General features: G+C 72.3%; 10 protein-coding genes. 6 read left to right on the top strand and 4 right to left on the bottom strand.

The window, feature by feature from the left end; genetic code table 11:
* Nucleotides 1–771: aminotransferase class V-fold PLP-dependent enzyme (locus tag RWM17_RS06605; protein WP_314102222.1), on the bottom strand; the 771-nt coding region annotated here is incomplete at its 3' end.
* A gap of 95 nt (nt 772–866) precedes the next feature.
* Here RWM17_RS06605 and glgX point away from each other — a divergent pair.
* From glgX to RWM17_RS06620, 3 genes are read left to right on the top strand one after another with little or no spacing between them, the layout of a single operon-like run.
* Nucleotides 867–2,921, top strand: coding sequence for a glycogen debranching protein GlgX (gene glgX, locus RWM17_RS06610; RefSeq protein ID WP_314102214.1), 2,055 nt, complete (start codon nt 867–869; stop codon nt 2,919–2,921).
* The gene (gene ybaK, locus RWM17_RS06615; RefSeq protein WP_314102215.1) at nt 2,918–3,433 is read left to right on the top strand and encodes a Cys-tRNA(Pro) deacylase; all 516 of its coding nucleotides are present in this window, start codon (nt 2,918–2,920) and stop codon (nt 3,431–3,433) included. Before glgX ends, ybaK begins: the two co-directional genes overlap by 4 nt.
* Entirely contained in the window at nt 3,426–3,761 is a 336-nt protein-coding gene (locus RWM17_RS06620; RefSeq protein ID WP_314102216.1) for a DUF1294 domain-containing protein, read from the top strand. The genes ybaK and RWM17_RS06620 overlap by 8 nt, the downstream gene beginning before the upstream one ends.
* Nucleotides 3,762–3,764: 3 nt before the next feature.
* Here RWM17_RS06620 and RWM17_RS06625 read toward each other — a convergent pair whose 3' ends face one another.
* Genes RWM17_RS06625 through RWM17_RS06635 form a run of 3 tightly spaced genes read right to left on the bottom strand, consistent with a single transcriptional unit; the run spans nt 3,765 to nt 7,962 of the window.
* Nucleotides 3,765–5,885, bottom strand: a complete 2,121-nt coding sequence (locus RWM17_RS06625; RefSeq protein WP_314102217.1) for an ABC transporter ATP-binding protein — start codon at nt 5,883–5,885, stop codon at nt 3,765–3,767.
* Nucleotides 5,882–6,964 (bottom strand): ABC transporter permease, encoded by a 1,083-nt coding sequence (locus RWM17_RS06630; RefSeq protein WP_314102218.1) that lies wholly within the window; start codon nt 6,962–6,964, stop codon nt 5,882–5,884. The genes RWM17_RS06625 and RWM17_RS06630 overlap by 4 nt, the downstream gene beginning before the upstream one ends.
* A gap of 11 nt (nt 6,965–6,975) precedes the next feature.
* Nucleotides 6,976–7,962, bottom strand: coding sequence for an ABC transporter permease (locus tag RWM17_RS06635; RefSeq protein WP_194612471.1), 987 nt, complete (start codon nt 7,960–7,962; stop codon nt 6,976–6,978).
* A 216-nt stretch (nt 7,963–8,178) separates the two neighbouring features.
* Here RWM17_RS06635 and RWM17_RS06640 point away from each other — a divergent pair, with 216 nt between their 5' ends.
* The 3 genes from RWM17_RS06640 to glgB all read left to right on the top strand — a co-directional run.
* Nucleotides 8,179–9,852: an ABC transporter family substrate-binding protein gene (locus RWM17_RS06640; protein ID WP_314102219.1), complete on the top strand. Its 1,674-nt coding sequence runs from the start codon at nt 8,179–8,181 to the stop codon at nt 9,850–9,852.
* Nucleotides 9,853–10,350: 498 nt separating this feature from the next.
* Nucleotides 10,351–12,351: an alpha-1,4-glucan--maltose-1-phosphate maltosyltransferase gene (locus RWM17_RS06645; protein WP_314102220.1), complete on the top strand. Its 2,001-nt coding sequence runs from the start codon at nt 10,351–10,353 to the stop codon at nt 12,349–12,351.
* A 14-nt stretch (nt 12,352–12,365) separates the two neighbouring features.
* On the top strand, nt 12,366–14,202 hold a 1,837-nt coding region (gene glgB, locus RWM17_RS06650; protein ID WP_314102221.1), incomplete at its 3' end, for a 1,4-alpha-glucan branching enzyme.

Consider the following 14,202-nt stretch of genomic DNA (forward strand, 5'->3'; position numbering starts at 1 on the left):
GTGCGGCTGCTCGGCGGCGACGGCGAACGCGACCGCGGCCGGGCCGTCCTGGGTGCCCGAGCGCACCTGGCGCTGCTGGCCGCCCCCGTGGATCAGCGGCTCGACGGTCGCCGTGCGCGCGAGCACGAGGGCGCCGATGCCGATCGGACCGCCGATCTTGTGGGCGCTGACGCTGAGGGCGGCGAGGCCGCTCGAGTGGAAGTCGACAGGCACCTGTCCGTACGCGGCCACGGCGTCGCAGTGCACCGGCACGCCGTGCGCGGCGGCGAGCGCGACGACCTCGTCGACGGGCTGCAGCGTGCCGACCTCGTTGTTGGCCCAGAGCAGGCTGACCAGCGCGACGTCGTCGTGCTCGTCGAGCGCCGCGGCGAGCGCGTCGACCCGCAGCCGGCCGTGCTCGTCGAGCGGCAGCCAGGTCACGACGGCGCCGTCGTGCCGCTCGAGCCACTCGACGGCGTCGACCGTGGCGTGGTGCTCGCCGGCGGGCACGAGGAGGCGCGGGCGCGGCCGGTCAGCCTGCCTCGCCCACCAGAGGCCCTTGACCCCGAGGTTCACGGACTCGGTGCCGCCGGAGGTGAAGACGACCTCGATCGGCTCGCAGCCGAGGGAGGCGGCGACGCGCTCGCGCGCCTCCTCGAGCACCCGCTTGGCGCCCTGGCCGGCGGAGTGGATCGAGGACGGGTTGCCGACCGTGCCGAGGGCCGCGGCGTACGCGGCGATGGCCGCGGGGTGCATCGGCGTCGTCGCGGCGTGGTCGAGGTAGACGACCATGGGGGCGCCTCCTGCCGGTCGGTCGTTCGGTCGGCGCGAGAGCCGTGCCGACCCTCGTCGCAGGCCCGTGTCGGCCCTCATCTACTGTAGGTCCCGTGCCCGACATCGACCCCCTCGCCGACCTCGGAGTGCGCCAGGGGCCGGACGGGCCGACGCTCCGCGTCTTCTCGTCGTCCGCCGAGCGCCTCGAGGTCGTGATCGACGACGCGCCGCACGACCGGGTCGTCCCCCTGACCCGCGACGAGCACGACGTGTGGAGCGCCGCCGACGCGGCGCTGACGCCGGGCCGGCGCTACTGGCTCCGTGTCGACGGGGCCGATCGCGCCGACGGGACGGCGGGCGACACGGCCCGTGCCGACGGCGTCGGACCGCCCGCCCTGCTCGACCCCTATGCCCGCGGCCTCGGCCGGACAGGCCGCGGCGAGCACCGCGCCACCGTGATCGACGAGTCGTTCGACTGGGGCGGCGTCGAGAAGCCGCGCACCCCGCTCGACCGGGTGGTCGTCTACGAGGCCCACGTCCGCGGCCTGACCCGGCTCGCGCCGTTCGTCCCCGACGAGCTCCGCGGCACCTACGCCGGGCTCGCCGCCGACACGACGATCGCCTACCTGAAGGGCCTCGGCGTCACCGCCGTCCAGCTGCTGCCGGTGCACCAGCACGTCGACGAGCAGCGCCTCGTCGCGCAGGGCCTCGAGAACTACTGGGGCTACAACACGCTGTCCTATTTCGCGCCGCACGCCGCGTACGCGAGCCGCGACGCCCAGCTGGCGGGCGCCTCCGCCGTCGTGCGCGAGTTCAAGGGCATGGTCAGGCTGCTGCACGAGGCGGGCATCGAGGTCTGGCTCGACGTCGTCTACAACCACACCGCAGAAGAGGGCGAGGACGGCGGGCCCGTCACGAGCCTCCGCGGCCTCGACTCGACCGCCTACTACCGACACGACTCCGAGGGCCGCCCCGTCGACGTCACCGGCTGCGGCAACTCGCTCGACACGAGCCACCCTGCCACGCACCGCCTCGTGCTGGACTCGCTCCGCTACTGGGCGAACGAGATGCAGATCGACGGCTTCCGCTTCGACCTCGCCGCGACGCTCGGCCGCGACGCGGGCCACGTCTTCGACCCCGAGCACCCGCTGCTGCACGACATCGTCTCCGACCCGGCCCTGGCGGGCGTCAAGATGGTCGCCGAGCCGTGGGACGTCGGCGCCGGCGGCTGGCAGACCGGCGCGTTCCCCGACGGGTGGATCGAGTGGAACGACCGGTTCCGCAACCGGGCCCGCGACTTCTGGCTGACCGACGTCGCGACCGCCAGGGCGCAGGGCGCTCCCCCGACCGGCGTCGGCAGCTTCGCCTCGAAGCTCAGCGGGTCGAGCAACGTCTTCAGCCACGACCGCGGGCCGCTCGCCGGGCTCAACTTCGTCACCGCGCACGACGGCTTCACCCTGCTCGACCTCGTCTCGCACGACGCCAAGCACAACCTGAGCAACGGCGAGCAGAACCGCGACGGCACCGACGACAACCGCTCGTTCAACCACGGCGTCGAGGGCCACAGCGACAACCCGTGGATCAGCGACGCGCGACGCCGCTCGATGCGGAACCTGCTGGGGACCCTCTTCGTCTCGCCGGGAGTGCCCATGCTGACGGCCGGCGACGAGCGCGGCCGCACCCAGCGCGGCAACAACAACGGATACTGCACCGACAGCGAGCTGACCTGGGTCGACTGGGCGACGCAGCCCTGGCAGCAGGGAATCCACGACGACGTGGCCGCGCTCGCGCGGATCCGCCGGGAGAACCCCGCGCTCCGCCCGATGCGCTTCGGCGTCGAGGGCGCCTGCACCCTGAGCGCGAACGACATCACCTGGGCCGACGCGTCCGGCGCCGAGATGCGCCAGGACGAGTGGGAGGACCCGCGCGTCCGCACCCTGCAGTACGTGGCCCGCTCGACACCTGAGCACGAGGCGCCGAACACGGTGCTCGTGCTGGTCCACGGGGCCGAGTCCGCGGCGGCCGTCACGCTCCCCCGTGCCGAGGGCGTCGCCGGCTGGGAGCCGCTCTGGTCGAGCGACGACTCCGCCGAGCTGCACCCCCTCGAGCCGGGCGACGAGGTGCTCGTCTCGGCCCCCACGGTCGTGATCTTCCGGGCCGTGTCGTGAGCGGCGGGCGCACCCCGTCGGCCGCAGGCGCGGGCAGGGGCGTCGGCACCCCGGCGACCGTCGCGCTGACCGCGGCGGGCGTCCCGTTCACGGCGCACGCCTACGAGCACCACGACACCGCGACGAACTTCGGCGAGGAGGCGGCGGCCGAGCTCGGCCTGTCGGAGGACCGCGTCTTCAAGACGCTCGTGGCCTCGGCCGACGACGAGCTCGTCGTCGCGGTGGTGCCCGTCGCCCGCCGCCTCGACCTCAAGGCCCTCGCCGCCGCCCTCGGCGCGAAGAAGGCCCGGCTCGCCGACCCCGCCGTGGCCGAGCGTCGCACGGGCTACGTCGTCGGCGGCATCAGCCCGGTGGGCCAGCGCACGGCGCTGGCGACCGTGGTCGACGCGAGCGCCGCCTCCTTCGCCACCGTCTTCGTCAGCGCCGGGAGGCGCGGGCTCGACCTCGAGATCGCACCCGACGACCTGGTGCGCGCCACCGGGGCGCGGCTGCTGGCGATCGCCCGTGACTGACCTGCCGCCCGTGCCCCTCGTGACCGATCCCACGACCCTGTGGGCCGTCGTGGCCGTCGCCGCGGCGCTGCTCGCGCTCAACGGCGTGACCGTCCTCGTCTACGCGCTCGACAAGCGGGCCGCCCGGCGCGGAGCTCGCCGGGTGCCCGAGCGCACGCTGCTGACGCTCGGCCTCGCCGGAGGCTGGCCGGGCGCGATCGTGGCGCAGCGGCGGCTGCGGCACAAGAACCGCAAGCGGTCGTTCCAGTCGTCGTTCCGGCTGACCGTCGCGCTCAACGTCGCGATCGTCGTGGTCGTGGTGCTCGTCGTCCGCCTGCTCGCGGGCTGAGTCCTAGGCCGGCACCGGCTCCTCGGCCCAGTGGCACGCGGCCGTGTGGTCCTCGCCCTCGCGGCCGTGCGGCAGCATCGCCGGGACGTCCTCGACGCACGCCCGCTTCTTCTCGTCGGGCAGCAGGGCGAACAGCGGGCAGCGGCTGCGGAACCGGCACCCGGTCTGCTGCACCGTCGGGCTCGGCGGGTCGCCCGGCAGCAGGATGTGCTCGCGGGCCCGCTCGACGACCGGGTCGGGCACGGGCACCGCCGAGAGCAGCGCGCGCGTGTACGGGTGCAACGGGTGCTCGAAGACGTCGTCGACCGGCCCCGTCTCGACGGTGCGCCCGAGGTACATGACGGTGACGCGGTCCGCTACGTGACGGATCACCGCCAGGTCGTGCGACACGAACAGGTACGACAGGTCGAGCGTCGCCTTGAGCTCGGCGAGCAGGTTGAGCACGCCCGCCTGGATCGACACGTCGAGGGCGGAGACGGGCTCGTCGAGGACGACGAGGGCCGGGTCGGCGGCGAGCGCCCGCGCGATCGAGATGCGTTGGCGCTGGCCGCCCGAGAACTCGTGCGGGTAGCGGGTCGCGGCGGCCGGCTCGAGGCCGACGAGCCGCATCAGCTCGGGCACGCGACGTGCGATCTCGTCGGACGATCGCCCGGCCGCGCGCAGCGGCTCGGCGACGATGTCGCTCACGGGCTGCCGGGGGTCGAGGCTCGCCATCGGGTCCTGGAACACCATCGAGACGGTGCTCCGGAGGCGCGCGACGGTCGAGCGGTCGAGCCGGCCCGACGAGAGGTCGGTCCCCAGCAGCTCGATGGTGCCGGCCTCGGGCCGACGGAGGTCCATGATCTCGTGCAGCGTCGTGCTCTTGCCGGAGCCCGACTCCCCCACGAGGCCGAGCGTCTCGCCGCGGCGGACGTCGAGGTCGACGCCGTCGACGGCCCAGACGGTGCCGACCCGGCGCTTGAACACCGCGCCCTTCGTGATCGGGAACGTCTTGACGAGCCCGTCGACGTGCAGCACGCGCTCGCGCTGCTCGCGGGCGACGCGCGACAGGGCCGACCGCGGCGCCTCGGGCAGGTCGTAGACCTCCTCGGGCTCGGTGCCCTCGCCGACGAGCTCGTCCGAGTGCAGGCAGGCCGCCGCGTGCCCTGGCTCGACCGACGGCGCCTGCTCGAGCCCGGGCTCGACCGCACGGCAGTCGTCGCGCACGAGCGGGCACCGGGCGGCGAAGGGGCAGCCGGAGGCGAGCGACAGCAGCGACGGCGGCGTGCCGGGGATGGGCACGAGCGGCTGGTCGCTCCGCTGGTCGAGGCGCGGCAGCGCGCCGATCAGGCCGACCGTGTACGGCATGCGCGGATGGGCGAACAGATCTTCCGCCGTGGCCGTCTCGACGACCCGCCCCGCGTACATGACGGCGATGCGGTCGGCGAAGCCGGCGATGACGCCGAGGTCGTGGCTGACGAAGACGAGGGCGGCCCCGGTCTCGCGCTGGGCCGTGCGCAGCACCGAGATGACCTGTGCCTGGATCGTCACGTCGAGGGCCGTGGTCGGTTCGTCGGCGAGGATGACGTCGGGGTCGTTGGCGATCGCCATGGCGATCATGGCGCGCTGGCGCATGCCGCCCGAGAACTCGTGCGGGAACGAGTCGACGCGCCGCTCCGGCTCGGGGATCCCCACGAGGCCGAGCAGCTCCACGGCCCGGGCGCGTGCCTCCGCCTTGCTGCCCCCGCGGTGGATCAGCACCGTCTCGGCGATCTGCTGCCCCACCGTGTAGACGGGCGTGAAGGCCGACAGCGGGTCCTGGAACACCATCGCGATGCGGGCGCCCCGGATGGTCGACATCGCCTTGTCGCCCTTGCCGAGCAGCTCCTCGCCGTCGAGCCGGATCGACCCGGTCACCTGCGCGGTCGACGGCAGCAGGCCGAGGATCGCCGTGCTCGTCACGGACTTGCCCGAGCCGGACTCGCCGACGATGCCGAGCACCTCTCCCCGGCGCAGGGTGAGGTCGATGCCGCGGACGGCCCGGACGGGCCCGTCCGGCGTCGGGAACGTGACGTGCAGGTCGCGCACCTCGAGCACCGGAGCCGAGGAGGCGCGGGTCGGGACGACGGGATCGGCGAGGGTCATCGGGTCTCCCCCATGGGTCGGGTCGCGGCGGTGGGGACGGTCGCGCCGGGCGCGGCGGGCGCGTCCTCGGACAGCGCGGCGGCACGCCCGACGGGGGCGGCGCCTCCTCGTCCTCGGCCGCCCGCGCGCAGGCGACGACGGCGACCGGTGCGGCCTGCCGTCGAGGTGGGGTCGAGCGCGTCTCGGAGGCCGTCGCCGAGCAGGTTGCTCGCGAGGGCGAAGACGATCAACGCGCCGGCGGCGAAGAAGAAGAGCCAGGGCTTGGTCGTCGCCACGTTCTGGTTCTGGGCGATCAGCGTGCCGAGCGAGACGTCGGGCGGCTGCACGCCGAAGCCGAAGTACGACAGCCCCGACTCGGTGAGCACGGCGGCGCCGATCGCGATGGTCGCGTCGATGACGAGGAACGACGCGACGTTCGGCAGGATGTGCCGCGTGATGATCGTGAAGTGGCCGATGCCCATGTAGCGGGCGGCGCGGATGAACTCCCGCTCCTTGATGCTGAGCGTGAGCGAGCGCACCACTCGCGCCGTGATCATCCAGCCGAACAGGGCGAGCAGCGCGACGAGGATCAGCCAGCCGAACTGCTTGAGGCGCGGCGACAGGATCGCGATGATGAGGAACGACGGCAGCACGAGCAGCAGGTCGACGAAGATCATGACGACCCGGTCGACCCAGCCGCCGAAGTAGCCGGCCACCGCGCCGAGGAACCCGGCGATCGCGGTCGAGAACAGGGCGACGAGCAGGCCGATCAGCAGCGATTTCTGCATGCCGCGGGCGGTCTGCGCGAAGACGTCCTGACCGATGTTGTTGGTGCCGAACCAGTGCGCGCCGGTCGGGGGCGACGACAGCGCCGTGTAGTCGATGTAGTCGTAGGCCCACGGCGAGACGAGCGGCCCGAGGAACGCGAAGGCGAACAGCAGCAGCACGGTGACGAGGCCGACGGTGGCGCCCCGGTTGGAGAAGAGCCGGCGCATCGTGAGCACGAAACGGTTCGGCGAGGCTGTCGCCGCCTCCTCACGGGTGGCGGGCAGCACGTCGTCGGCGCCGCCGTCGAGCAGCTCGGGACTGAACCTGGTCATGGTGGCTCCCCTTACTTCTGGCTGCGCACGCGCGGGTCGAGGACGGCGTTCAGCACGTCGCTGACGAAGCCGGCGAAGAGCACGACGACAGCGCTGTAGAGCGTGTAGGCCACGACGACGTTCACGTCGTTGCCCTGCACGGCGTCGATGAACCAGGCGCCGAGGCCGTTCCAGCCGAAGATCTTCTCGGTGAAGGTGGCGCCGGTCAGCACGCCGAGGAACGCGAAGGCGAAGAGCGTCGTCATCGGGATGAGCGCGGTCCGCAGGCCGTGCTTGACGATGGCGGGGCGCCTCCGGAGGCCCTTGGCCCTGGCGGTGCGGATGAAGTCCGCCTGCAGCACGTCGAGCATCGTCGACCGCTGGTACCGGCTGTAGATCGCGATGAGCCCGGCGGCGATCGAGATGGTGGGCAGCAGGAGGTGCACGGCACGGTCGCCGACGATCGTCGCGAAGCCGCCCCCGAGCCCCGGCGTGGCCTCGCCCGTGAAGCTGATCAGCTGGAACCCGAGCACGCTGTTGAGCTGCGTGGCCCCGATCTTGAGCAGCACCGCGGAGAGGAAGACCGGGGTCGAGATGAGGACGAACGAGAGGATCGCCGAGACTCGGTCGGAGAGCTTGTACTGCCGGACGGCGTTCCAGGTGCCCACGGCGATGGCGAGCACGATGCCGATCACGGACCCCGCGAGCAGGAGGCGGAGGCTCACCCCGAGACGCGGCCAGAACTCCGTGTCCACCGGCTTGTCCTGGATCGTCCTGCCGAGGTCTCCGGTCACTGCGCCGCCGAGCCAGGAGGCGTAGCGCTCGACGACCGGGACCTTGTCGTTGACGCCGATCGAGTCGAGCTTCGCGTCGATCACCTGCTCGGTGGGTCGTGGGTTGCGCTCGGCGTAGGCGGACCGGGGGGTGAACGTCGCCGACGCCAGGAAGTACGTCAGGGACGTGGCGATGAAGACGAGAGCGACGTAGTACACCAGCCGCCGCGCGAGATAGCGGGCCATGGAAGAACAACATAGACGTACCCCGGAGGGCATCGGTGCCGTGACGTTTCAGGCGTGTAACGAAGTGGCAGAAAAGTTCGCATCGAGTGCACGGATCCGTAGCGTGGCACTCGTCGGTCCCGGACGAGGGGGCCCCGGCTCGCGATCACCGGGCGGGACAGCACCTCGGACCACTGGGTTGACCGGCGTTTTTCACACCATCTAGTTCGGAGTGCCATGAAGAACACGAAGAAGGCCGGCGTCGTCGCAGGCCTCGCCGCACTCGCTCTCGTCGTCACGGCGTGCAGCGGCGGAGGCGGCCAGGACGGCGACGGCGCACCCAAGAACGGCGAGCTGTCCCCCACCGGCGACATCAACGCGACGGCGGCCGGCGACGTCGAGCAGGGCGGCACCCTCACCCTCCCGCTCTCGCAGCTGCCCTCGCAGTGGAACTACGGCCAGCTCGACGGCGCGCTCGTCGACGCCGCGCTGATCGAGAGCGCGATCCTGCCGCAGCCGTTCCGCATCGACGAGGAAGGCGTGCCGCAGATCGACGAGGACCTCGTCACCAGCGCCGAGGCCACCAGCGACGACCCTCTCGTCGTCACCTACGACATCAACCCCGACGCGACGTGGAACGACGGCACCCCGATCACGGTGGCCGACTTCCAGGCCTGGTGGACGGCCCTCAAGGGCACGAACGCCGAGTACCTCGTCGGCAGCACCCTCGGGCCCGACCGCATGGCGAGCGTCGAGCCCGGCACGAGCGACAAGCAGGTCGTCGTGACCTACTCGGAGCCCTTCTCCGACTGGAAGTCGATGTTCGCGCCGCTGTACCCGGCCAAGATCTACAACGACCCGACCGCGTTCAACACGGCCTACGTCGACGCCGTGCCGATCTCGGCCGGCCCCTACAAGATCGACGAGATCGACCAGACGGCCCAGACCGTCACGATGGTGCCCGACGAGAACTGGTGGGGCGACGCCCCCAAGCTCGACACGGTGATCTTCCGTGCCCTCGACGGCGACGCCGACATCGACGCGTACCTCAACGGCGAGATCGACCAGGTCTACGCGAACTCGTCCGACCGGTACGACCGGGTCAAGGACGCCGACGGCAGCGAGCTCCGCGCGGCCCCCTCGGCTCGCTACACCCACGTCGACTTCAGCACGAAGGGCCTCCTGGCCGACGAGGCCGTCCGCCAGGCGATCCAGCACGCGGTCGACCGCGACGCGCTCGGCAAGGTCATCACGGGCACGCTGCCGTACGAGGTCTCGACGCTGAACAACCACCTGTACCTCAGCACCGACGGGGCGTACCAGGACAACGCGGGCGAGACGGGCAACTACGACGTCGAGGAGGCCGGCAAGATCCTCGACGACGCGGGCTGGGAGATGGACGGCGACGTCCGTGCGAAGGACGGCGAGCAGCTCGCCATCTCGATCACCATCCCCTCGTCGGCACCGGTGTCACAGCAGCTCGCCGAGGTGATCCAGAGCCAGCTGACCGCGGTCGGCATCAAGCTCGACATCAACGCGGTCGGCACGGACGCCTTCTTCGAGGACAACGTCACGCCCGGCAACTACGACATGACGATCTTCGTCTGGGCCGGCACCGGCTACCAGGCCTCGGGCGTCAGCATCTACAACCAGGACGAGCAGGGTCAGAACTACGGCCGCGTCTCGAGCGACGAGATCAGCTCGCTGCTCGACGAGGCGGTCGCCGAGGGCGACCCCGACACCGCGGCCGACCTGTACAACCAAGCCGACGAGGCGATCTGGGAGATCGGGCACTCGATGCCGATCATCCAGCAGCCGCTCGTCTCGGCGCAGAGCCCGAAGCTCGCCAACTACGGCGCCCGCGCCGGGGCGTCGGACCTCGACTGGACGATCGTCGGCTTCACGAAGTAGCACCGGCCGCCCCTGACGGGACGACCACGAGCCCCGCTCGGACCACGCCTCGGCGCGGGACGGGCGGGGCCTCGTGCTGTGCGGCGCGAGTCGCAGCGCCCCGCCGCGCCGCGGAGGGCGCTCGGGACCGCGAGCGGGGGCCGCTGCCGGCGACCGGACCGGTTCGGGCCGGGTCCGGGCGCGCTGCAGCAGCGTCCCGTGACGGCACCACGGCGATCGACCGGGGTGACGGCAGGACGGTGCCCGTCGTGCTGACGAGCGTGTCGAGGGCGCCGGGCTCTCGGGGCGGATCGCACCCCGGGCGGGCAGGCCGCGTCGACAGATCCGACTGTACCGGTCCCCCTGATGGCGGACAAGACATTTCGATGCGATCGCATCCACCCAGTTGGAGGGTCAGCGGTCTCGACGCAGGCTGGGCGTCGCACGCCACCCGGCGATCCCCCGCCGTCCCCGACGGAGGCGGTACGCCAGGCCTCGAGACCGGGTAGCGTCGCCCCCGTGGCGACAGCATACGAACCCAGAGTCGGGCGGATCCCCGTCACGGCGCTCTCCCCGACCACCCCCGACCGGGACTTCCCGACGAAGGCCTTCGCCGGAGAGGTCGTGCCCTTCGGCGCGACCGTCTTCCGCGAGGGGCACGACGTCGTCGGCGCCGACCTGGTCCTGACCGACCCCTCCGGGTCCGAGTCCCGGCACCCGCTCGTCGCGGGCCTGCCCGGCACCGACCGCTGGACGACGGAGGTGCAGCTCGAGACGGAGGGCGACTGGACCTGGCAGGTCGAGGCGTACACGGACGACTGGGCCACCTGGCTGCACACCGCCGAGATCAAGGTCCCGGCCGAGCTGGACGTCGAGGTGACCTTCGCGCTCGGCAGCCGCCTCCTCGCCGCCGCCGCCCCCGGCTACCCCGACACGACCCTCGTGCGGGACGCGGCCAAGGCCCTCGCCAACGAGGCGCTCTCCCCCGGCTCGCGGCTCCGCGTCGCGACCGATCCGCGCCTCGCCGCCGTCTTCGCCGCCAAGCCGATGGCCAGCCTGGTCACGCGCAGCGCCCCGGAGGAGCTGCGCGTCGAGCGCAGCCGCGCCGCGGTAGGCAGCTGGTACGAGTTCTTCCCCCGCAGCGAGGGCGCCAAGAAGCTGCCCGACGGCACCTGGAAGAGCGGCACGTTCCGCACCGCGGCCCGCCGCCTCCCCGCGATCTCGCGGATGGGCTTCGACGTGCTCTACATCCCGCCCGTGCACCCCATCGGCACGACGTTCCGCAAGGGCCCGAACAACACCCTGACCGCCGGTCCGAACGACCCCGGCTCGCCCTACGCGATCGGCTCGCCCGACGGCGGCCACGACGCGGTGCACCCCGATCTCGGCACCCTCGCCGACTTCCGCTGGTTCGTCGACACCGCCAAGAACACGGGCCTCGAGCTGGCGCTCGACCTGGCCCTGCAGTGCTCGCCCGACCACCCGTGGGTCACCGAGCACCCCGAGTGGTTCACGACGCTGCCCGACGGCACGATCGCCTACGCCGAGAACCCGCCGAAGAAGTACCAGGACATCTACCCCCTGAACTTCGACAACGACTACGAGGGCGTCAGCCGCGAGGTGCTCCGCATCGTGCGGCACTGGATCGAGCTCGGCGTCACGATCTTCCGCGTCGACAACCCGCACACGAAGCCCGTCCGCTTCTGGGAGTGGCTGCTGCACGAGGTGCGGCAGACCAATCCCGAGGTGGTGTTCCTCTCCGAGGCGTTCACCAAGCCGGCCATGATGCAGGCGCTCGCCCGCGTCGGCTTCCACCAGTCGTACACGTACTTCACCTGGCGCAACGAGAAGTGGGAGCTCGAGGAGTACCTCGACGAGCTGTCGAAGGAGACGAGCGCCTGGCTGCGCCCGAACCTGTTCGTCAACACCCACGACATCCTCACCCCCTACCTGCAGTACGGCGGTCGCCCGGCGTACAAGGTGCGGGCCGCGATCGCCGCGACGGCGTCGCCGACCTGGGGCGTGTACTCGGGCTACGAGCTCTTCGAGGACGTCGCCCGTCCGGGCTCGGAGGAGAACATCGACAACGAGAAGTACGAGTACAAGCCGCGCGACTGGGCCGGCGCGGAGGCGGAGGGCGCGACCCTCGCCCCCTACCTGACCCAGCTCAACCGCATCCGCAGCTCGCACCCGGCCCTCCGTCAGCTCCGCAACCTCGACCTGCACTCGAGCGACGACGACGCCGTCCTCGTCTACTCGAAGTACCTGTCGCGGGCGCACACGCGCAGCGGCAGGGCCGACGCGATCATCGTCGTCGCCAACGTCGACCCCCACTCGGCCCGCGAGACCACCGTGCACCTCGACGTCACCAAGTTCGGCCTGCAGCCGGGCGGGACGTACACGGTGCGCGACCTCATCACCGGCCAGTCGTGGACCTGGGGCGACGACAACTACGTCCGCCTCGACGCCTTCGTCGAGCCCGTGCACGTGCTGTCCGTCGACCTCACCCGAGCGCCGTAGGAAGGCGACACACCATGAGCATCTTCTCCCGACACGGTTCCTCCCGAGACGGCGACCGTCGCGAGCCCGTCCAGCCCGAGCCGGTCGCCCCGGAGCCCGTCGCCCCTGACCCCGCGGCTGCCGAGCCCACGGCTGCCGAGCCCGTCGACGTCGGGCCCGACGTCGCCGAGCCCGTCGCTGCCGAGCCTGACGTCGCCGAGCCCGACGTCGCCGGGCCGGTCACCTCGGTGCCCGACGAGAACGACCCGCCCGTCACGGCCGAGCCCCCGCTGCCCCTCGACGAGCCGACGACCGCCGATGAGCCGACCACTGCGGACGAACCGGACGAGCCGTCCGACCCGGCCGAGGCCGACGAGCCCCTCCTCGCCTCGTCCGTGCCCGCCCCGGTCCCGACCGAGGAGCGGCCCGTCCTCGAGCTCGACGAGGCGACCCCGGCCGAGCAGGCCGCGGAGCGCCCCGTCCTCCACGAGGACCCGACGCCCCCGGACGTCCGACGAGAGCCCGCGGCGTCCGCGCGTCAGCTCCCCACGCTCGACGACGCCGAGGTGCTGGCCGCGGCCGAGGGTCGGCACGCCCACCCGCACGCCCTCCTCGGCGAGCACACCGTCGACGGCGTCACCGTCGTGCGCGTCGTCCGGCCGCTCGCCGGCTCCGTCAGCGTGACGGGCGCCTCCGGCGAGGCCGTCGTCCTCGAGCACCACGCGCACGGGCTGTGGCAGGGCGTCGCCCCGGCACCGCTCGGCGGCTACCAGGTGACGGCCGACTACGAAGGAGGCGCCCCCTGGGTCGCCGACGACCCGTACCGGTTCTCCCCCACCGTCGGCGACCTCGACCTCTACCTCTTCGGCGAGGGCCGTCACGAGCAGCTCTGGACCGTGCTCGGCAGCCACGTGCGCGAGCACGAGGGCGTCCGCGGCACCTCTTTCGCCGTCTGGGCCCCGCACGCGCAGGCGGTCCGCGTCGTCGGCGACCTGAACGGCTGGTGGGGCGAGCGCCACGCGATGCGGCGCCTCGACGGCAACGGCGTGTGGGAGCTCTTCGTGCCGGGCGTCGACCAGGGCTCGTACAAGTACCAGATCCTCACGCCCGACGGCGAGTGGGTCGAACGTGCCGACCCGATGGCACGACGCGCCGAGGTCCCCCCGGCCACCGCCTCCGTCATCACCGAGGCCGGCCACGACTGGGGCGACGACGCCTGGCTCGAGCGCCGAGCGGCGACCGACCAGCACGCCGGCCCGATGAGCGTCTACGAGCTGCACGTCGGCTCGTGGAAGCCCGGCCTCGGGTTCCGCGAGCTGGCCGATCCGCTGGTCGACTACGTCACCGCGCTCGGCTTCACGCACGTCGAGTTCATGCCGCTCGCGCAGCACCCCTTCGGCGGCTCGTGGGGCTACCAGGTCACCGGCTACTACGCGCCGCAGAGCACCTGGGGCTCCCCCGACGACCTGCGCTACCTGATCGACCGGCTGCACCAGGCCGGCGTCGGCGTCATCGTCGACTGGGTGCCCGGGCACTTCCCGAAGGACGAGTGGGCCCTCGGCCGCTTCGACGGCCGCAGCGTCTACGAGCACTCGGACCCGCGTCGCGGCGAGCAGCCCGACTGGGGCACCTACGTCTTCAACTTCGGCGACTCGCAGGTGCGGAACTTCCTGGTGGCGAACGCGCTGTACTGGTTCGAGGAGTTCCACGTCGACGGCCTCCGCGTCGACGCCGTGGCCTCGATGCTCTACCTCGACTACAGCCGGAACGACGGCGAGTGGCTGCCGAACGAGCACGGGGGCCGCGAGGCCACCGAGGCGATCTCGTTCCTGCAGGAGACCAACGCCACGGCCTACCGTCGCCACCCCGGCA

Source organism: uncultured Frigoribacterium sp., from assembly GCF_963515265.1.
Taxonomy (GTDB): Bacteria; Actinomycetota; Actinomycetes; order Actinomycetales; family Microbacteriaceae; genus Frigoribacterium.